Source organism: Spartinivicinus marinus, from assembly GCF_026309355.1.
In the GTDB taxonomy this organism is placed as follows: Bacteria; Pseudomonadota; Gammaproteobacteria; order Pseudomonadales; family Zooshikellaceae; genus Spartinivicinus; species Spartinivicinus marinus.
Genome location: NZ_JAPJZK010000001.1, coordinates 822,051 through 843,067, shown reverse-complemented (window position 1 = coordinate 843,067; position 21,017 = coordinate 822,051). Strand labels below are relative to the sequence as shown.

Genomic DNA, 21,017 nt, shown 5'->3' with positions numbered 1-21,017 from the left:
AATTTTGTGGACTAGTGAAGTGCTTCCACCCACCATGTTGCGTATAGTTTTGTTTTTTGAGCGTTAGAGAGTCGCATTATATTACTCGCGGATTTTTTTTGGCTCTGATTTTGGCTCTGAATGGTTAACATACATACTCAAAGCGAAGGGTATAGCAGGGTTGATTGTTTTACATGGAATATTTAGAAAGAACAGAAATCTTGTTTGGTTTGGTTGGGCTGATAGGGGGTATTCTGGTAGTACTTTGTTGGCGCCTAGCTAGAACCAAACAGTTGCTTAGTGAGGCAACTGCAAAAAATGACCAGACTTCCAATACTGCTTTATCGAAAGTACAAATCAAAGCGTTGTTTACCAAACTTTATGAAGCAAGGCAGCAAAAAAATGTTGAAGGCTTAAAAGGCTATGTCAGCGAAGGCTTTTTACAGCAAATGAGCCAGCTATTTGCTCGCTGGGAACAAAAAAAATACTGTTATCAGCTGGATAAACAAAAACTATTAGATGCTAAGTTAGTCAGCGGTTTTAACTACCAATACCCAGACCGAGATTTAATCTGGGTTATTGTAAACAGTCGAATGGTGAGTTATCTCTACCATGAGCCGACTGGACGGTTGGCAGAAGGGGATAAATTATTAAAGCCCAATAATGAAATCTGGTTATTTTCTCAGGAACAAGACCAGTGGATTCTGGATACCATTATTAAAGACTCGCCGTTTTTTGATTTAGATCCACAAAAAGCAGCTTCTTGATTATTTCGGATACGAGCTGGGCTGATAGTAAAACTGCTCAGCAACTCAATCTCATATAGTCTACTCATTCCCCCATCTTTTTGAATGTGGTTTTAGAGGTGCCCTTTAATTGGTGATAGCTGTAACTCGATTCCGAAGTTTTTAATGCTTGACTAGCACGATGAGAGAGATTCAGAAGACTGGACTACAGGTATTGCTCCATTTCTTCGCCTAGCAAAGAACGATCAACACGACACCTGCAGACCAGTGATGGTGTAGTATATCGCGCTTGTATTTCAATAGCGACTTGATGACGACTTGTGTTGATTACCCCTATTCCCCATGTGATAAAGTTTGTTCAAACTCTAAACGACACCTTGACTGTTTCTTTTCAATCTCCTGGATTAAGTCGTATCCAGTGTCGCTGGTTAACTATTATGCTGATGGGAATTGGTGTCACTGGTGTATTTTGCTGGGCTGTTTTTGAGCGGTGTAGCTTAGGAGCATTCAAGCAGGACCAATTACGTTGGATGTTTTACCATAGTAAAATTGCCTGGTCATTGTTGTTGCAAGCCAGTGTCCGACAAGTACTCAATCACTATCATATTACGAGAGGAGTACTCATTTTTGACGATAGTGATAAAGTCCGCTCCAAGAGAACACGACGTATTAAAGGTGTGCATAAAATAAAACATAAAAAATCCGGCGGCTATGTTCAAGGGCAAGAGCTAGTGTTTATGCTACTGGTGACACCTGTAGCTACCTTACCGATTGCTTTTCGCTTTTATACACCTGATCCAGCGTTAAGTGCTTGGCGTCAGAAAAATAAAGCCCTAAAGAGGCTGGGTATTCCTGGAAAAGAAAGACCCAAAAAACCTAAGCCCAACCCAGATTATCCGACCAAACAAGCTTTAGCACTTGAGATGGTTGAAGCATTTTCATTGTCATTTTCTGATATAAAGATTAATGCGGTCATTGCTGATGCACTGTATAGCACAGCAGAATTCATGGATAAGGCTTCCATTGCGACGGGTGGTGCTCAAGTGGTGAGTCAATTACGCTCCAATCAACTAATCCTTTCCCAAGGAAAAAAAGTACGACTTACACATTACTTTGCACGCCAAACAGGCGTCGATACCAAGTTAATTATCCGAGGCCAAAAAACACAGTCAATCACCATGCTGGCGGCTCGGGTTTATGTGAAAGCCCATGGTAAAAAGCGGTTTGTGGTTGCTTTGAAATATGAGGGAGAAAAAAATTATCGATATCTAGTGGCATCCGACATGTCCTGGCGGCATGGTGATATTGCTAGGGTTTATACATTGAGATGGTTAGTTGAGGTTTTCATTGAGGACTGGAAGCAACATGCTGGCTGGAACCGATTGGCCAAACAACAAGGCGAAGAAGGATCAACGCGAGGCGTGATCATGAGCCTGCTGTACGACCATATGTTACTGCTACATCCAGAGCAATCCGTCCGCCTTGAAAATAAGCAGCCCGGGCTTCCTGTTGGCTGTTTGACTGAGCGAATCAAAACAGAAGCCCTAATAAAAACTGTAGAAGCAGTTGTCACGGCTGATGAACCAAAACAGCAACTGAAAGCCTTTACCGCTGCAATAATCAGTGTGCTTCCTGAGCGCCGCTCGAAAAAGCATTTAGCGGGTTTAGATTTGGGCAAACAAGAGCCCACTGACTCATTAAAATACAGAGCGGCTGCATAAATAAATTAGCAGTTATGTCAACCTAAAAAAACTTCGGAATCGAGTGTAAATTTATCGTTACAGCTTAATATCCTTTCAATCTGTGCTGTTGTGTTTACCTGATTGTCTTATCTTGTATATGTTGGATAAAACCCACTTAATTAGCCTGCTCAGGTGGCTGATCTCTAATTACTATAAGATATAAGGGGACATTATGGCTAAGGGCACCAAGTATGTTGCTAAAGAACCGGATGCGAGTGGCTTTATTCGTTATAACGATGATGAAAATGCGGTTTGGCATCAGTTGATTACCAGACAGATGGACTGTATTCCAGGTAGGGCTTGTGATGAGTACCTAGCAGGGTTAGATGCACTTCAGTTGCCTCAAGACCGAATTCCTCAGTTGGATGAAGTAAATAAGGCATTAAAAGCTGCCTCGGGTTGGGAAGTGGCGCGAGTACCTGCACTGATTTCCTTTGATAAATTCTTTTCAATGCTAGCCAATAAACAGTTTCCAGTGGCTACCTTTATACGTTGCAAGGAGGAGTTAGACTATTTACAAGAACCCGACATTTTTCATGAGATTTTTGGGCATTGTCCCATGTTAACCAACTCTGCTTTTGCTGCTTTTACTCATCATTATGGCAAATTAGGCTACAAAGCATCGAAACAAGACCGAGTATTTTTAGCCAGACTATATTGGCTAACCATTGAATTTGGTTTGTTACAATCAGCTGAAGGGTTACGTATTTACGGTGGTGGTATTTTATCCTCTATTGGTGAAACCCAATATGCCTTAGACAGTGATAAACCAGAGCGAGAGCCCTTTGATTTGGTCACTATGTTAAGAACCCCTTATCGCATAGATATAATGCAGCCGATTTACTTTATTATTAATTCAATTGATGATTTATTTGAATTATCAAAAATGGATTTAATGGTTTATGTGGAAAAAGCGAAAAAGTTAGGGTTGTTGCCGCCTAAGTATCCACCAAAAACGATGACTGCATAATATACTCCGCGAATGGTCTTTAGGCTTTGTTATCCACATTCTTGACCACGATGGAAGGTAGTTTTTAACAATAAGTAAATCTTGAATTTTAGCTATATTGCTAAGGTTTTCTTGAATTTAACTACGATAAAATTTTTAATAAAAATAAGGAAAAAAAATGAGTGATTTAAAAAGTATGACATGTGAAGCCTGTCGTGCGGATGCCCCTAAAGTATCTGATGAAGAGCTGAAAGAGTTAATCAGCCAGATACCTGAGTGGGGAGTCGAAGTCCGGGATGGTATCATGCAGCTCGAACGACAGTTTAAGTTTAAAAATTTTAAGCAAGCAATAGCGTTTACTAATCGAGTAGGTGAATTGGCAGAAGAAGTTTTTCATCACCCAGCTATTTTAACGGAATGGGGTAAAGTGACTGTTACTTGGTGGACCCATGCCATTAAGGGGTTACATAAAAATGACTTTATTATGGCCGCCAAAACAGATGAATTGTTAGAAAGATAGTTGTACTACACTAAAAGTGCCCTAAAGGTCATTTATGACATTTAGGGCTTTTGCTGCTTCAGAACGTCCTCTCATGCTTTTTGTTAATAGCCATTGACGGGCAATTTGTAATAACATCGTATCCGGTTACGGCTTGTACAACGGTAGGTGTACACCTTCGGGGTTAGTTGTCTATCACTCAAGCCTTAGAAAAAATAAGATTCATTGATGGATACGGATACCGCATATGCGGCTTGAAATTACTTGCCAGGACCGTTTAGGTATAGCAGAAGAAGTACTTCGCATTATTTCTAACCAGCAGATCAACTTAAGAGGGGTCGAAATTGATCTGGCGGGTGTTATCTACTTAAGTCTACCTACTTTACCGTTTGAAGCATTACAGTCATTGCTGCCTGCAATTCGCCATATAGTTGGGGTCAAGGATGTTCGAACCGTGGCTTGTATGCCAGTAGAAAGAGAACATCATGAGTTTCTGGCATTATTGGCAACCCAACCAACGCCTGTCTTATCCACGGATATTAAAGGCAATATATCAATAGCCAATGAGGCTTTATTAAAATTACTGGGTGTTAGTTCTGATGAATTTATTGGTAGTGCTTTCAGTCACTGGTTTAAAGGTATTAATTTAGCGCGCTGGTTACAGGAAGACGATCGCGCGCCTCATAGCCAGATGTTACGTTGGCATAGTCAGGAGGCTTGCGCTGATATCCTACCGATAGAAATTCTTGAAGAAGAGGGGAATAATGTAGTTGGCGCATTAGTTTGTTTTAAGCTGAGTCAGCGGGAGACCAAGCCTAGTGATTTGAATCAGGCTAAAACGATTGATTTTAGTGATATCTTCACAGTAAGTCCTTCAATGAAACACGTTATCCGACAGGCTCGCCATTTAGCTAAACTAGAAGCCCCGCTTTTAATTACAGGAGAAACGGGTACAGGCAAAGAATTGGTAGCGAAGGCTTGTCATTTTGCCAGTAGTCGGGCTGATAAGCCTTTTTTGGTACTGAATTGCGCTGCATTACCCGACAGTGTTGCTGAAACAGAGTTATTTGGTTATGTGCAAGGGGCATACAGTAATGACCCTGAGTCAGGCAAGAAAGGTCTATTTGAACAGGCCAATGGTGGCACAGTGTTATTAGATGAAATAGGGGAGATGTCAGCGACGTTACAAGTAAAATTGCTGCGGCTACTGCAAGACGGCACATTTCGTCGAATAGGCGGTGAACAAGTCGTTAAAGTGAATGTAAGAATTATGTGTACTACTCAGAAAAATTTACCTGCATTGTGCCAGCAGGGCGTTTTTCGTGAAGATTTGTTCTATAGACTAAATGTGTTGTCTTTAGCGTTGCCCCCACTTCGGGTGAGAAAGGGCGATATCGTGCCAATGGCTGAGCACTTTTTAAAACGCTTTTCTCTCTCTTTAGGGGAGCAGTTAGTGCTAAGTAAAGCCTGTGGTAATTTAATTCAACAATACCCTTGGCCAGGTAATGTGAGACAACTAGAAAATGCTGTTTATCGAGCTGCATCAATGGCAGAGGGTAGAGAGCTTAGCCCAGAAGATTTACACCTGCCATCCTATGCTTCTGGCTATGGCTACTTTGATCACGCTTTTGAAGGCTCTTTGGAAGAAGCAACCAAACGCTTTGAAAGTGAGTTGTTGACCAGGCTTTATCCCGCCTATCCTAGCTCGCGGCTGTTAGCTAAGAAGTTAGGAGTTTCACACACGGCTATTGCTAAAAAACTGAAAGAGTATGGAATTGGGAAGCATCGAGCGTCAACTTAGGTTTACATTGTTGGCAACTTATATGGACAGCAGAGCAGCTGTTATGCTGTCCGATATCATCATTTCTAAGTTCAGTTTTTAGCTGTAACAGAAAGCTTACAAAATAGTGGAAATATACCCATCTATTGATATATATCACTACTGTTTATTTTCCCCGTTATCTGGAGTACTCCTTTAACTATGGAGTCAAAAACTAAGTGAGATGACGGAGAATATAATAATGATGAGTCATGCAACGATTAACCCACTTGGCACTGATGGTTTTGAGTTTGTCGAGTATACGGCACCTGACCACCAGGGCATTCAGTCTTTAAAAGAACTCTTTCAACAGCTGGGTTTTACTGAAATTGCGAAACATCGATCAAAGGATGTGTGGCTATTTAGGCAAGGTGATATTAACTTTATTGTTAATTCAGAGCCTCATTCTCAGGCAGAGGAGTTTGCTCGCCAACATGGTCCGAGTGTATGTGGCATGGCTTTTCGAGTGCAAAATGCCAACCGTGCATTAGAACAGGCGGTTAGCTGTGGTGCCAAAGTGTTCCAAGGCAACCTGGGGCCTATGGAGTTAAATATTCCTGCAATTTATGGTATTGGTGAGAGCACGCTTTATTTTGTCGATCGTTACGGTGATCAGAGCATTTATGATATCGATTTTAAGTTTTACCCAGATTGGCAAGAACAACTAAGAGATAACGATGCTGGCTTATTGGAGTTAGATCACCTTACCCATAATGTGCGACAAGGTAATATGGCTGCTTGGGCTGGGTTTTATGAGCGGCTGGGTAATTTCAAAGAGATTCGCTATTTTGATATTGAAGGTAAGTTGACTGGACTTGTCAGCAAAGCAATGACGGCTCCTTGTGGGAAAATTAGAATACCAATTAATGAGTCGTCTGATGATAAATCACAAATAGAAGAGTTTATTCGTGAATACCATGGTGAAGGGATTCAGCATATTGCCCTGTCAACTGATGATATCTATGCTACCGTGGTAAATCTGAAAAAGCGCGGCTTACGCTTTATGTTTACCCCAGACACTTATTATGAAAAAGTGGATGAGCGGGTGCCAGGCCATGGTGAGAATCTTGATAAACTAAGAGATTTACGTATTTTAGTTGACGGTGCGCCAGAAAAAGACGGCATTTTATTACAAATTTTTACTGATACAGTGATTGGCCCTGTCTTTTTTGAAATTATCCAACGTAAGGGTAATGAAGGTTTTGGTGAAGGTAATTTCCAAGCATTATTTGAGTCAATTGAAGAAGACCAAATACGGCGGGGAGTATTAGCCGATGCGTAAATGGATACGGTTCCCTCACAAGGAAGGCACTATATCTCGCCAGGCCCATGCGGATTTTCCTGAAGAAGCGATTTACGAACGTGAATTAGGGCGGAGTGGTTTTTTTGGCCCTAGTAGCCATATGCATCACAAGCATCCACCCACTGGTTGGTCTCAGTGGGAAGGGCCGCTTCGGCCCAGGTTATTTAATTTAAATGATCTTGAGCAAATCTCTGGCTCTCCATGGCAGGCGACAACGGTATTATATAATGCTCATTGTAAATACCGATTTTGGCAATGTAATAATGCTATGGAAACGTTGGTCCGCAATGCAGATGGTGATGATTTATTATTTATCCATGAGGGGGATGGCGAACTCTATTGTGATTATGGGCATTTAACTCTGACTGCTGGCGATTATGTGGTGATACCCAGAGGCACTATGTGGCGTCTGGAGCCTGCTGCTACTATGCAGGTATTAATGATAGAGGCTACTAATGACTCTTATCAATTACCGGAAAAAGGGCTAGTGGGGGATCAAGCTATTTTTGACCCAGCGATGCTTGATGTACCTGCTATTGATGATGCGTTTAAAGCTCAGCAAACAGAGACTCCTTGGTCAGTGCAAATTAAACGTAATGATCAAATCTCGGTAGTCACGTTTCCCTACAATCCATTAGATGCAATTGGCTGGCATGGTGAATTATCAGTAGCGCGTATTAATTGGCGGGATATTCGGCCATTAATGAGTCACCGCTATCATTTACCGCCTTCTGCTCATACGACGTTTGTAGCCAGTCGGTTTGTGGTTTGCACCTTTGTGCCAAGGCCGATTGAGAGTGACCCTGGTGCGTTGAAAGTACCTTTTTATCATAATAACGATGATTTCGATGAAGTGCTTTTTTATCATGCGGGAGACTTCTTTAGCCGTGACAATATTGATAAAGGGATGGTGACTTTCCATCCTGCTGGTTTTACCCATGGACCACACCCTAAAGCTTTTCAGGCTGGACGAGAATATAAGAAAAAATTTACTGATGAAGTCGCAGTGATGCTCGATACTCGTGATGCCTTAGAGGTAGGGGAGGGTATTACAGCTGTAGAAGATGCTAATTATGTCAATAGTTGGCAGGTGAAATAAAGGTATTACCAACACTCTCGTGATGAGGATGTCGCAAAAAGGTGTTGAAAATAAGTCTAGTGTCCGATATGGAATAACAGGGTATTCTTCCGCCGCTCTTGAAGTGCCATCCTTGGGCCCATCAAGAGCTAAAGCGACTTCCTTGTCGCAGCTTAGAACACCCTGTCACTCCATATCCGCTAGCTTTTGCGACAGTCTGAATGGAACTGTTAAATATAAATTTATTTTAAAACTATAAAATTAACGATATTCAATATGAAATTAGCCTCAATAAAAAATAATTCACGTGATGGTCAGCTGGTGGTTGTTAATAAACAATTAACAGAAGCTGTGGCTGTGCCAGAAATTGCCAATACTCTACAACAGGCGTTGGATAACTGGCAGCAGTCAGAGCCGGCTTTGCAAGAAATTTATCAGGCATTAAATAAAGGAGGGGTAAAAAATGCCCGGCCTTTTGATCAGCGACATGCTTTATCACCTTTACCTCGTGCTTATCAGTGGGCGGATGGGAGTGCTTATGTTAATCATGTTGAATTAGTAAGAAAAGCCCGTGGTGCAGAAATGCCAGAGTCATTCTGGACTGAGCCGTTAATATATCAAGGAGGCTCAGATGTCTTTTTACCACCCTATGCACCCATTGAAATGGCAGATACCAGTTGGGGGGTTGATTTTGAAGCAGAAATTGCTGTGGTGACAGATGATGTGCAAATGGGAGTTACACCAGAACAAGCAGCAGAAAATATTAAATTATTTATGCTGGTGAATGATGTGTCATTACGTAATCTAATTCCTGGCGAATTAGCAAAAGGATTTGGTTTTTTTCAAAGTAAGCCTTCTAGTGCTTTTTCTCCTGTAGCGATAACGCCTGATGAGCTGGGGGATGCTTGGGATGGAAAAAAAGTACATTTGCCTCTGCATAGTAAGCTCAATAATGAGTTTTTTGGTGCACCAGAAGCAGGGGTTGATATGACCTTTGACTTTCCAACCCTAGTTGCTCATGCAGCAAAAACTCGGCCGCTAGGTGCTGGCGCTATTATTGGTTCAGGGACAGTATCTAATTATGATCGAAGTAAAGGTTCAAGCTGCCTCGCTGAAAAAAGAATGCTGGAAGTAATTGAACAAGGTAAGGCTGTGACTCCTTTTATGCAGTATGGTGATACAGTACGAATAGAAATGTTTGATAAGTCAGGCCAATCTATTTTTGGTGCTATAGAACAGGTGATTTCACCCTATAAGGGGGCATGAAATGATTAACCTATACAGCTACTGGCGTTCTTCTGCGGCTTATCGGGTAAGGATTGCTTTAAATTGGAAAGGACTACCTTATAAGACTATTCCTGTGCACTTAGTTAACGAGGGTGGGCAACAGCATCACTCAAACTACAAAGCACTGAACCCTCAGGAGCTGGTACCCACTATTCAATTGGATGGTATGACTCTCGGGCAGTCAATGGCTATTTTAGAGTATTTAGAAGAGCATTACCCCGAGCGACCATTATTACCTGCTGATAATGCAGAAAGAGCGGCTATGCGAGCATTTGCGCTTGCCATTGCTTGCGACATCCATCCGTTAAATAATTTACGGGTATTGCAGTATTTAACTCAGCAGCTAGGTGTTTCTGATCAACAAAAACAGCAATGGTATAGCCACTGGGTGATAACAGGGTTTGCTGCACTAGAAGCACAATTAACGAATACGGCAGGTACATTCTGTTTTGGTGATGAGTTTTCGTTAGCCGATGTTGTATTAATACCCCAAGTATATAATGCTAATCGGTTTAATATTACTTTAAATGATTTTTCAAATATTAGTCGTATTTATGAGTACTGTCAGTCGATTCCTGCAGTGAAGAATGCTGCACCAGAAATGCAACCTGATGCAGAATGAATATGTTTAATTAAATAGGAATAAAAAAAGCGCCTTTCGGCGCTTTTTTTATTAGTCGTTAAGCACGTTAAAGGTTGGCTCAACTAAAGCAACTTCAGTAAAGTTATGGTTTTGATAGTTGCTTGCCATGTCATAAACACTCATTTCAACAACCCCCCAAATACCGGGTATTGAACCTGCCGGTAAGTGAATTTTTTTGGTATACACTTTAGGGGTATTAGGGTTACCTTCAAAGAACAGTCGCCCATCATTGTTTGGTTGGTGAATGAAGTTGTGGGTAACACCTTGTGGATCACGGAGTTTCATTCTCGCATAATTAAACCCAGAGTTATTATCGTTTACTTGATAACGAATTGTAACGATAGTTTCTCCGTTAGGATTGCTTGGGTTAACAGGCGTTGCGTTAACACTGATTTGATTTAAGTTTAGTATGGGTGGTTGTGTATCAGGGGTAGTAGAGTTAAGTGTAACTTTTGGAGAAGCTTCTTCCTTAAAGAAGTCAAATTTACCTTCATTAAGGGCTTTATCTTTCATCCTGATTTGATGAATGCTATATGAGCCAGCAGCCATATAGTTTGGCATAATATAGGCTAGCTTGCAGGTGTTGGTGGCTGCATTGAAGTCACCATATTTATAGATAGAGTATAGTTTTGCTGACTCATGCACCAATGTGCCATAGCAAGGATAGCTATCAGCCATACCAACTTTTTCAATGACTTGCCACTCAGCCGTGACTTTGTTTACCGGTTCTGCAAAAGAACTATTATCTTGACTAACATTAAGCCTTAAACTATTCGGTACATAAGCAGGTGGTGTGGTATCTGGGTTATCATTACCGATGTATAGCTTCCAACCAAAGTCATCTACACCACTAAATCGCTGATTGCCATTGTTATCGTTTAAGGCAATTTGATCTGGTCGCCAGTAACCACTAGGCGCATTTTTATCAATAGTGAAGCTGCCTTTTAATAGGGTCCCCACTTTTACTTCAGCTCCCGATTGGTTGACTGGCTTTAACCAGAAATCTTTATAAGTGCCAATCGGGCTAAATACTCGTACAGATGTTGCGGTGGCGCCTTCTAATTGACTATCTTTTGCATGTAATTTAATAGTGATATTAACTTTTTTATCACCATTATTTTCAGTGGTTACGCCAATTTCTACATTTTTGATCTTTCCTGGGTAAATATAATCAGGATACAGATTAAGTACTTCAAAAGTCATATCTTGATCAATAATAGAAATATACTGACTACCTTTCATAATTCGCTTTTGAATAAAGTCGAATTTTTTTGGAGACCTTGAGCGTAATTTATCAGGATTGATGATATAATAAGAAATGGACTCTGCCATATCTTCATTGGGGTTTTTGGCATGGGCATAGGCAGAAACAAATTCTGTTTGCTTGGATGTACTCCAGCCATCACTGTCATTTGGGTTTAAATACCAACCACCGACTTCAGCCCATTCACTTTGAGTTTGCTCAGTCAGCATTTTTCCATAAATAAAGTGTGCTTTTTCGTGAACTATCAAGCGATGAATATAGTCGTCAGACTGCTGACGAAAAGCACTTTCCATAAACTCAATATAACCATTATTGCCAGAATTTTTACCCGTTCTCCAAGCAACAGCTGGTGCGGTAGGATGGATTGGGTGTTCCATACCATTCTTCCGTCTGACCAGGTGACTTAGGCCTTTGATACTATGCATGCCGGTAGGCATATCTTCAAAAATATTAATTAATTTAACTTTTTCCCTTGGTAAAAATGCTTGGAAGTAGTTAGCAGACTCGTTGGTGATGCCGGCCGTTAGCTGACTAATATCGGCTTTTAAACTCACACCAAAGCGTTCATTCATTATTTTTTCTACGGCAGCGCTGTCATTACCAAAGTCGGTAACAGCATTTACCAGTGCATGGTGTAGCCTCTTAGAAAAAAAACGACCTTTCACTCCGTCAATTTCCACTAAGCGAGGAGCTGCATTAATAAATGTTTTGTCATTAATCCGTATTTTGCGAACGTTATCCTGAGTGATGATTTCGATGTCATCAGTCAGTTCTTCGCTGGTAATTTCCCAAACAGATTGGCTTAAGTTTTGTTCACCATAAGAATTTCTTTTCTGCTGAGGAATCATTCTCATAGTGCTGAGTAAGCGGTTAGCATGTTCTAAAGACCAGGTTTGATCAGACGTATCTACTAATACAATATTGTAGTCATGCAGTAGTGCGTCAGACGCTGAGTTATCAACGACCTCGATTGTTTGATTCAGAAACGTAATAGTGCGCTTTTTATTAACATGAGTTTGGTATTCTGACTTGTCGTATTCTTCAGTATCTTCCCATTTAAAATGGTATGAATATTCATCAGTCGAAGTTTTTGTGAAGTTGAAATTAATTTCTTCTGCAGTGACTTTTCTTTGATGGTTTGCTAACACATAACCAGATGCATGAGCTTCGATGGTTGCTGCACCAGAGTACCCCTTAAAACAGAACTGACCATTGCCTGTTACTGATTGGGTTTGCAGGGCAGCTGCTGAAGTTAAGGTGACTTTCGCTGTTGTTTCTGGGTCAATGCCAGTCACAAAACCAGACACTTTACATTTTTGGGTAGAGCTTGTTGTATGCGTTGGCTGGTTTGCTAGGCCTTCAAGGTCAAAGTTTAGCTGCACAACTGATTTATTTGAGGATTTACCGGTTGCATCAGTCACTTGGTAATAGAACTCATCATAGTCGACAGCTGAGGTGGGGGTATAGGTAAATTTACCAGTGTTTGGATCCATTTTTATTTCACCAAACTTGGGTTGTGTTACCACTTTGTAAGTGAGAGCATCTTTATCTAAGTCTTGTGCCCAAACCCAACTATTATGAGAGCCAGAATTGCTGATAGTCTCGCTGTGGCCTTGGGTAATAGGTGCTTGATTAGCTGCCCAAACCGCCGTCGTTAAATGACTTAAGCCAAGAGCCAAAGTAATTGGCAGTACATGTTTAGCCATAATCGAGTTGCCTTTTCCTTATATGTTGTAATAGGCATAAAAACAGCTTGTGTAGTGCTGCTTGCCTAGATAATGCTGGAAATAGCTCCAGACGTTATTTATTTGGTGTTGCTCAACTTAGATGTGTAACCACAAATACAGTTGGTGACGCCTTAATAGTTGATGCGATTAAGATACACCCCTAATGCAGGGTAAAATAACGGTATAAAAATCACCCAAAGTAGACAGGTGGTTTATTGTTTAATCGCGAGGCAATAATAACAGGTCGGCAACTTTAAGGTCCGACAAGCTTTATTGTTTTGTGAAATGGTATGCAGTTTTAATATGTCTATACTGCCGTTCTAAATGTGTGATTTTTAAGGGGTTTGTTCTAAAAGGGAAGAGAATTATATGATGGAGGGTGGCACTTGGGAACCACGTTTTAAATTACAGTCTACTCGATTCCGAAGTTTTTAATGCTTGACTAGCACGATGAGAGAGATTCAGAAGACTGGACTACAGGTATTGCTCCATTTCTTCGCCTAGCAAAGAACGATCAACACGACACCTGCAGACCAGTGATGGTGTAGTATATCGCGCTTGTATTTCAATAGCGACTTGATGACGACTTGTGTTGATTACCCCTATTCCCCATGTGATAAAGTTTGTTCAAACTCTAAACGACACCTTGACTGTTTCTTTTCAATCTCCTGGATTAAGTCGTATCCAGTGTCGCTGGTTAACTATTATGCTGATGGGAATTGGTGTCACTGGTGTATTTTGCTGGGCTGTTTTTGAGCGGTGTAGCTTAGGAGCATTCAAGCAGGACCAATTACGTTGGATGTTTTACCATAGTAAAATTGCCTGGTCATTGTTGTTGCAAGCCAGTGTCCGACAAGTACTCAATCACTATCATATTACGAGAGGAGTACTCATTTTTGACGATAGTGATAAAGTCCGCTCCAAGAGAACACGACGTATTAAAGGTGTGCATAAAATAAAACATAAAAAATCCGGCGGCTATGTTCAAGGGCAAGAGCTAGTGTTTATGCTACTGGTGACACCTGTAGCTACCTTACCGATTGCTTTTCGCTTTTATACACCTGATCCAGCGTTAAGTGCTTGGCGTCAGAAAAATAAAGCCCTAAAGAGGCTGGGTATTCCTGGAAAAGAAAGACCCAAAAAACCTAAGCCCAACCCAGATTATCCGACCAAACAAGCTTTAGCACTTGAGATGGTTGAAGCATTTTCATTGTCATTTTCTGATATAAAGATTAATGCGGTCATTGCTGATGCACTGTATAGCACAGCAGAATTCATGGATAAGGCTTCCATTGCGACGGGTGGTGCTCAAGTGGTGAGTCAATTACGCTCCAATCAACTAATCCTTTCCCAAGGAAAAAAAGTACGACTTACACATTACTTTGCACGCCAAACAGGCGTCGATACCAAGTTAATTATCCGAGGCCAAAAAACACAGTCAATCACCATGCTGGCGGCTCGGGTTTATGTGAAAGCCCATGGTAAAAAGCGGTTTGTGGTTGCTTTGAAATATGAGGGAGAAAAAAATTATCGATATCTAGTGGCATCCGACATGTCCTGGCGGCATGGTGATATTGCTAGGGTTTATACATTGAGATGGTTAGTTGAGGTTTTCATTGAGGACTGGAAGCAACATGCTGGCTGGAACCGATTGGCCAAACAACAAGGCGAAGAAGGATCAACGCGAGGCGTGATCATGAGCCTGCTGTACGACCATATGTTACTGCTACATCCAGAGCAATCCGTCCGCCTTGAAAATAAGCAGCCCGGGCTTCCTGTTGGCTGTTTGACTGAGCGAATCAAAACAGAAGCCCTAATAAAAACTGTAGAAGCAGTTGTCACGGCTGATGAACCAAAACAGCAACTGAAAGCCTTTACCGCTGCAATAATCAGTGTGCTTCCTGAGCGCCGCTCGAAAAAGCATTTAGCGGGTTTAGATTTGGGCAAACAAGAGCCCACTGACTCATTAAAATACAGAGCGGCTGCATAAATAAATTAGCAGTTATGTCAACCTAAAAAAACTTCGGAATCGAGAGTCTAATGAAAAATAAAAGCCCAGTCCCTTGAGCTTTTTATTTACCCTAATTAGTTTTTAGGTTGCCACGCAGCTGCTAGCATGGGGGTTAAAGCAACTTGAGCGTCAGGTGTTAAATTACCATCAGCAGTTTCATATTCATTGAAAGCAGCCATTGCTTGCACTAAATTATCTAGTTGAGATAAATCAAGCCTTGCATTTTCTGTTTCAATTTTATCAAGCTGATAATTTTCACCAGAATACCAGTTTTGTATAGTGACTTGATCATCAGAACCAACAACATCAACTACCAAGTTATTACCTTGCTTTTTAAACCAAAGATCATCTTTAGTTAGTGTCTGACCGAAAAAGAGCAACCTCTTTATTACCAAGGCCTAGCGCAAGATACATGTTATCGAAGTTTGCCTTCTTGATTACAATAAATGCTTAAATTACCTAGTCTTTCAGTTAAAATAAGCAAAACTTCACAGGGAAAATAGCATGAGGCTAGTTAAAAACCCACAACTTCAGTTTGGTGAAACCGATATTTCAGAGATTAGGTTTGATCCAAAATCCAGAGATGATGTGCCTCAGTTGTTAAAGGGATTGCAACACATTTATGTCACACCAGAAATTAGACATAAAGTATTCACTATTTTAGAAAGCGCCATAGCGAATAGGGTTAGTCTAAATCGTGGTCGCCCTGGTATGGAGTTGTGGAAAATACTGGTGATGGGTGTTTTGCGCCTTAACTTAAATTGTGATTATGATCGTTTGCACGAGCTGGTGAATCAGCACCGAACCATTCGCGCGATGTTAGGGCATGGCGTCAACTGGGAAGACCTTACTGAATACCATTTGCAGACGCTAAAAGATAATGTATCGCTTTTGACTCCAGAGATTCTGGATAAGATTAATACGGTAGTTGTGGAAGCTGGACATACTTTGTTAAAAAAAAACGAAGAAGAAAGCCTTCAAGCTCGTTGTGACTCATTTGTGGTTGAAACGTCTGTGCATTACCCTACCGATATCAATTTATTATGGGATGCCATGAGAACAGTGATTGAGCAGATGGCTAATGTATGCAGGGATTATCGCTTAAGTGATTGGCGACAACATAGGCATAATCTTATAGAGCTTAAACAACTCTTTAAAAGTGCACGGAAAAGTAATCAGTCAAAAGCTAAAAGTGCTGAAGCACAAAAACAAAAAGCACATACACACTACCTGAACAAAACACAATGGTTTATTGATAAAGTCCAATTCACCTTAGAGAAGCTCAAATTACTTGCTGCCCCGGTTTGGACATTACGACATATTGCCAACAATCTTTCTCATGCCCAACGGCAAGTGTCGCAGATTCACAGGCGAGTACTGAAGGGCGAACAGATCCCAAATGATGAAAAGATATATTCAATATTTCAACCCCATACCGAGTGGGTAAGCAAAGGAAAAGCAGGTGTACCAGTGGAATTAGGCGTTAAAGTATGTGTAATGGAGTGTCAGCATGGTTTTATCCTTCACCATAGAGTGATGGAAAATGAGCAAGATGTTGATGTTGCCGTCGTGATGGTTAGAGCAACCCAAGCCAAATTTCCTATGCTTCACCAGTGTAGTTTTGATAAAGGGTTTCATTCACCCGATAATCAGTTGCTGTTGGCCAGCGAGTTAGAAAAAGTGGTGCTGCCGAAAAAAGGGCGTTTATCAATAAAAGAAAAAAAACGCGAAAGTGATGAAAAGTTTAAAAAAGCAAGAAAACAGCATTCAGCTGTTGAGTCAGCGATTAATGCACTCGAAGTGCATGGTCTTGATCGATGCCCAGATCACGGCATTAATGGTTTTAGGCGTTATGTTTCATTAGCGGTATTAGCGCGGAATGTTCAAAAATTGGGAGCCTTACTTTATCAGCAAGAAAAAGAGGAACGATTTCACCAAGCAAAAAGGTCACGAAAAAAAGCAGCTTAGCTGCAGCACCTTCGATCCATTATATAAAACAACACATTCAATCTAGGCTGGAGAGGTCCGGCTGACTGCTAAACAGTAAATTTAGGAGTAACTGTACAGAAAGCATTCATATTTTCACCTTCAAGCAAAAAGATGACATAAATGGTCATTGTTAATTTATAAAAACAGAGAAAATTTCAGCCAAAAGAGAAAATAACTGCTTTTTCTGTCAGGCACTAGTTAGCTGGTTGACTTCTAATGTGTCAGTGCTGGCGCTGGTGTCATAGTTACTGATACTGGTGTTACCATCACCAGCGGCAAACAGATAGGTGTCATTGCCAGCATCACCCTGCAAGACATCTGTACCAGCACCGCCTCTCAAGGTGTCATTACCCGCTCCGCCATATAAACGGTCATCACCGTCACCACCGTGCAGGGTGTCGTTACCATTTTGGCCATAGACATAATCATTACCGGCATCACCTGACACTACGTCATCGCCATCCTGACCTTGAACATTATCATTACCAGCCCCACCGGACAGGGTATCGTTACCGGCTGTGTCATTACCATCAAGGCCGTTTAAGGTGTCCTCATTGGCGTAGCCATAAAGGTAGTCATTGTTCGCAGTAGCCTGTTGGGCGAGGGTTTTGATTGTATCGATATCCCAGCGAGTCCCATCGGCAAACTCGATGGCATTCAGGGCGTAGCCACCGTTGCCATCCTTATTGAAGTAGTTGGAGACAGTAATGACCTCACCGGTGCTTTGTAAGGTTAACTTGAGGTGATCACTGCTGCGGGTTGTGACCACATCACTGGGCACGATGCCTTCCATGAAGCGCAAGATATCCTGACGGTCAGCACCAATGTCATAGTTACTGATACTGGTGTTACCATCACCAGCGGCAAACAGATAGGTGTCATTGCCAGCATCACCCTGCAAGACATCTGTACCAGCACCGCCTCTCAAGGTGTCATTACCCGCTCCGCCATATAAACGGTCATCACCGTCACCACCGTGCAGGGTGTCGTTACCATTTTGGCCATAGACATAATCATTACCGGCATCACCTGACACTACGTCATCGCCATCCTGACCTTGAACATTATCATTACCAGCCCCACCGGACAGGGTATCGTTACCGGCTGCACCGTAAATGGTGTCATTACCATCAAGGCCGTTTAAGGTGTCCTCATTGGCGTAGCCATAAAGGTAGTCATTGTTCGCAGTAGCCTGTTGGGCGAGGGTTTTGATTGTATCGATATCCCAGCGAGTCCCATCGGCAAACTCGATGGCATTCAGGGCGTAGCCACCGTTGCCATCCTTATTGAAGTAGTTGGAGACAGTAATGACCTCACCGGTGCTTTGTAAGGTTAACTTGAGGTGATCACTGCTGCGGGTTGTGACCACATCACTGGGCACGATGCCTTCCAAGAAGCGCAAGATATCCTGACGGTCAGTACCAATGTCATAGTTACTGATACTGGTGTTACCATCACCGGCGGCAAACAGATAGGTGTCATTGCCAGCATCGCCCTGCAAGACATCTGTACCAGCACCACCTCTCAAGGTGTCATTACCCGCTCCGCCATATAAACGGTCATCACCGTCACCACCATCTAAAACATCGTCACCAGTGGAGCCATAGAGGTAATCATTGCCTAAGCCACCTACTAATAGATCATTTCCTCCGTAGCCATTAATGGACTCATTTCCATTACTGCCAAATAAAATATTGGTGTTGGCAGTACCCTTTATCTGTCCATCACTTTCTTGGCCAAAATAGAGCACATGATCTTTGCTTGTGGGTGTAAATTTAGAAATATCATCAACAGCTACAGCAAAACCTTTGCTTGCTAAGGTCGCTTTGTGCTCTGCTGTTAAGCTGGAAACTTGTTGTTGTAGCTGAGTTTTATTAATTTCCCAGCCTTTTGAGTATAAATCACCACCTCGTACTTTGATTAAATCAATAAAATCGATAAAACCATTGACTGGGTCAGAAGAAATTTTTTCACTGATTTTGTTATCCATTCCAGAGAAGTCGATAGCTAGTCCTTTATTAATATCGATAGATAGCTTTGCTTCATCTGTGTAAGTTTTTAGCCTGGTTTGGGCTACTAATGAGTTATACACTGACTCAAGTAACGATTGATATGATTCATTAATGAATTCAATCTGTTGCTGACTTAACTGTAAATCTTTATCTGTTATATATCTAACAGCAGGAGGTCTAGACATATCTATACCACGCCTTCCCCTAGAGATTCTGCGACGAGTAGCGCCTGTTTCTACAGTAACTGAAGCATCAAAGGTTCTAGTTTCATCTTCTTGGTTTTCTTCAATGAGTGGCTCAGGATTAAAATTAAAAAACTCTTGATGATTAAAAGCCTCTAATATTTTAATTTTTGCTAATGCTTCCACACTAGGTCTATCAGCAAACCTACCAACAACTAAGTCTCCTCCATCATAGGGAGCATTAGTTGGTTCCCCACCTTCAAACCCAACGTTACCACCGCCGCCACCGCCAGTAGATTCAACAGAAACCCCTGAGCCAATTTCTTCGGCTGATTTGGTTATGCGAAACTCTAGTCGAGTGTCACCAGCATTAATCCACTTTCCTTTGCCATTACCATTATGTATTTTGTATTTGTTTTCAAATACAGTGTCATTGAGGCGATCAACAAAGTGCTTGAAGCCACTGGCATCAGCCCAGGATTGAAGTAGCTCATCAAGTAAAGCTAATTGTTCATCACGTGTCTGAGCTTTTTGATATTGCTTGAGAATACCTGCTAATTGACCACTTTGTGCAGCTGCTTCTTTTAAGTCGCGAACTGCACCAGAGCCTTGCATACCAGGTAAATCTTGTAATTCTTCGGGAATAGCAATTTTGTCAGGAAATTCACGGAAGAAACGGTTTTCGCTGAAATTCAGGTTGGCAGCGGCACCGGTTTCACCTTCAGAACCATCTGTTTTAATAAATGAGCCTTTTGCGGTACTGAAATTATTATTACCTACATGACGGTTTTCCAGCGTTTTGCCCGTATTAATTCCAGCAATACCGACATCTGCTAAGGAGAATAATTCATTTTCTGTTGATTGGCCGTCTGAGTTTAAATCACGCCATACTTTTAATTGGTCAAATGCAGCGTCATTAGCATCAACAATACCATCCTGGTTATCATCTAAATCGGCTAAAGCAGAAAAACCATCAGTGGCTTTTTCGCCATTTTTCAACAGAGTATTTTCACCAAATAACTCGCGACCATTATCAATTGTGCCATTACCATTAAGGTCACGAACTAAAATGCCATCATCAGGGGCAGCCCAGCCAGTGGCATGTTTGATGCCATCACCATCGTGGTCAAATAACGCCTGGCCACTAGCGCCAATGGTTTCAATACCATCACCATCTAAGTCTAGGATTAATGGGTCACGACTAGGGACCCAGTTTAAGGCGCTTTCGAAGAAGTCGTTAACTGCAACTTCAATATCATATAGTGTTGGTATATTTTGACCTATCCAATGTCCCAGGTTATTCAATTCTTCAAAAATCATCAGCCAGCCATCAGCTGACATTGCAGGCACCTGATAAAGAGCATATACAGTAGCGGCCCAAAGGGGGCTATTAGTTGCTTCATAATTCCAGTCAGCAAGTGTTTCGGCTAATACCCCATCACCTAATATATCGTGTAATAACTCGTTTAATTCAGCTTCAGTACCAGTCCAGTCGCTCTTGATGTTTTCAACAAAATTTCCAAGAGCATCGAATATTGACTCATTTCCTAACTCTTCAGGGCCACATCCCCAACACCAAACTGACTCTCCCATCCTTTTGTCAAAGAAAGTTCCTGTCCATGCACTTTCTGGTATACCTAAATCTCTAAATACGTCATGGTGATATTTTCTAATTAATTCTCCAGTTACTTCTCCTTCCTTTCTAAGTTGGAAGTCAGCTTTAATAAGCCCTTCACGGACTTTCTGTTGAATTTCTGAATTGAAAGGTTTACCTGTTACTTCTTCAT

At 41.5% G+C, this 21,017-nt stretch carries 14 protein-coding genes; 11 read left to right on the top strand and 3 right to left on the bottom strand.

Going from position 1 to position 21,017, the window contains the following annotated elements; genetic code table 11:
* The first annotated feature begins 173 nt into the window (after window positions 1-173).
* From OQE68_RS04055 to maiA, 9 genes are all read left to right on the top strand, one after another.
* The gene (locus tag OQE68_RS04055; RefSeq protein WP_180571192.1) at window positions 174-746 is read left to right on the top strand and encodes a Tim44 domain-containing protein; all 573 of its coding nucleotides are present in this window, start codon (window positions 174-176) and stop codon (window positions 744-746) included.
* A 299-nt stretch (window positions 747-1,045) separates the two neighbouring features.
* On the top strand, window positions 1,046-2,446 hold the full coding sequence (locus OQE68_RS04050) for a transposase (protein ID WP_266195417.1): 1,401 nt from the start codon (window positions 1,046-1,048) through the stop codon (window positions 2,444-2,446).
* A 193-nt stretch (window positions 2,447-2,639) separates the two neighbouring features.
* Window positions 2,640-3,437, top strand: coding sequence for a phenylalanine 4-monooxygenase (gene phhA / locus OQE68_RS04045; protein WP_180571366.1), 798 nt, complete (start codon window positions 2,640-2,642; stop codon window positions 3,435-3,437).
* 157 nt (window positions 3,438-3,594) lie between these two features.
* Entirely contained in the window at window positions 3,595-3,936 is a 342-nt protein-coding gene (locus tag OQE68_RS04040; protein ID WP_180571367.1) for a 4a-hydroxytetrahydrobiopterin dehydratase, read from the top strand.
* 226 nt (window positions 3,937-4,162) lie between these two features.
* Window positions 4,163-5,716, top strand: coding sequence for a transcriptional regulator TyrR (tyrR, locus tag OQE68_RS04035; RefSeq protein ID WP_180571368.1), 1,554 nt, complete (start codon window positions 4,163-4,165; stop codon window positions 5,714-5,716).
* 223 nt (window positions 5,717-5,939) lie between these two features.
* Window positions 5,940-7,016 carry a 4-hydroxyphenylpyruvate dioxygenase gene (hppD, locus tag OQE68_RS04030; RefSeq protein WP_219340223.1) on the top strand — a complete coding sequence of 359 codons (1,077 nt, stop codon included), beginning with the start codon at window positions 5,940-5,942 and terminating at the stop codon, window positions 7,014-7,016.
* Window positions 7,009-8,136, top strand: a complete 1,128-nt coding sequence (locus OQE68_RS04025) for a homogentisate 1,2-dioxygenase (protein ID WP_180571370.1) — start codon at window positions 7,009-7,011, stop codon at window positions 8,134-8,136. Before hppD ends, OQE68_RS04025 begins: the two co-directional genes overlap by 8 nt.
* Before the next feature lie 255 nt (window positions 8,137-8,391).
* The gene (locus tag OQE68_RS04020) at window positions 8,392-9,381 is read left to right on the top strand and encodes a fumarylacetoacetate hydrolase family protein (protein ID WP_180571371.1); all 990 of its coding nucleotides are present in this window, start codon (window positions 8,392-8,394) and stop codon (window positions 9,379-9,381) included.
* Window position 9,382: 1 nt separating this feature from the next.
* Entirely contained in the window at window positions 9,383-10,024 is a 642-nt protein-coding gene (maiA, locus tag OQE68_RS04015) for a maleylacetoacetate isomerase (protein ID WP_219340222.1), read from the top strand.
* A 51-nt stretch (window positions 10,025-10,075) separates the two neighbouring features.
* Here maiA and OQE68_RS04010 read toward each other — a convergent pair whose 3' ends face one another.
* Window positions 10,076-13,015, bottom strand: a complete 2,940-nt coding sequence (locus OQE68_RS04010; RefSeq protein WP_180571372.1) for an Ig-like domain-containing protein — start codon at window positions 13,013-13,015, stop codon at window positions 10,076-10,078.
* A gap of 610 nt (window positions 13,016-13,625) precedes the next feature.
* Here OQE68_RS04010 and OQE68_RS04005 point away from each other — a divergent pair.
* Window positions 13,626-15,026, top strand: coding sequence for a transposase (locus OQE68_RS04005; protein ID WP_266195417.1), 1,401 nt, complete (start codon window positions 13,626-13,628; stop codon window positions 15,024-15,026).
* Window positions 15,027-15,121: 95 nt separating this feature from the next.
* Here the strand turns inward: OQE68_RS04005 and OQE68_RS04000 are convergent, their stop codons facing one another.
* Window positions 15,122-15,364 (bottom strand): calcium-binding protein, encoded by a 243-nt coding sequence (locus OQE68_RS04000; RefSeq protein ID WP_266195523.1) that lies wholly within the window; start codon window positions 15,362-15,364, stop codon window positions 15,122-15,124.
* A 187-nt stretch (window positions 15,365-15,551) separates the two neighbouring features.
* Here OQE68_RS04000 and OQE68_RS03995 point away from each other — a divergent pair, with 187 nt between their 5' ends.
* Window positions 15,552-17,015: an ISNCY family transposase gene (locus tag OQE68_RS03995; RefSeq protein ID WP_266195447.1), complete on the top strand. Its 1,464-nt coding sequence runs from the start codon at window positions 15,552-15,554 to the stop codon at window positions 17,013-17,015.
* Window positions 17,016-17,223: 208 nt separating this feature from the next.
* Here OQE68_RS03995 and OQE68_RS03990 read toward each other — a convergent pair whose 3' ends face one another.
* Window positions 17,224-20,823: a calcium-binding protein gene (locus tag OQE68_RS03990; RefSeq protein WP_266195522.1), complete on the bottom strand. Its 3,600-nt coding sequence runs from the start codon at window positions 20,821-20,823 to the stop codon at window positions 17,224-17,226.
* Between the last annotated feature and the right edge of the window lie 194 nt (window positions 20,824-21,017).

Excerpts from the sequence above, each read along its gene's own strand:
- OQE68_RS04055 (WP_180571192.1), top strand. The coding sequence starts at position 174 with ATGGAATATTTAGAAAGAACAGAAATCTTGTTTGGTTTGGTTGGGCTG.
- phhA (WP_180571366.1), top strand. The coding sequence starts at position 2,640 with ATGGCTAAGGGCACCAAGTATGTTGCTAAAGAACCGGATGCGAGTGGC.
- OQE68_RS04040 (WP_180571367.1), top strand. The coding sequence starts at position 3,595 with ATGAGTGATTTAAAAAGTATGACATGTGAAGCCTGTCGTGCGGATGCC.
- tyrR (WP_180571368.1), top strand. The coding sequence starts at position 4,163 with ATGCGGCTTGAAATTACTTGCCAGGACCGTTTAGGTATAGCAGAAGAA.
- hppD (WP_219340223.1), top strand. The coding sequence starts at position 5,940 with ATGAGTCATGCAACGATTAACCCACTTGGCACTGATGGTTTTGAGTTT.
- OQE68_RS04025 (WP_180571370.1), top strand. The coding sequence starts at position 7,009 with ATGCGTAAATGGATACGGTTCCCTCACAAGGAAGGCACTATATCTCGC.
- OQE68_RS04020 (WP_180571371.1), top strand. The coding sequence starts at position 8,392 with ATGAAATTAGCCTCAATAAAAAATAATTCACGTGATGGTCAGCTGGTG.
- maiA (WP_219340222.1), top strand. The coding sequence starts at position 9,383 with ATGATTAACCTATACAGCTACTGGCGTTCTTCTGCGGCTTATCGGGTA.
- OQE68_RS04010 (WP_180571372.1), bottom strand. The coding sequence starts at position 13,015 with ATGGCTAAACATGTACTGCCAATTACTTTGGCTCTTGGCTTAAGTCAT.
- OQE68_RS03995 (WP_266195447.1), top strand. The coding sequence starts at position 15,552 with ATGAGGCTAGTTAAAAACCCACAACTTCAGTTTGGTGAAACCGATATT.
- OQE68_RS03990 (WP_266195522.1), bottom strand. The coding sequence starts at position 20,823 with ATGGGAGAGTCAGTTTGGTGTTGGGGATGTGGCCCTGAAGAGTTAGGA.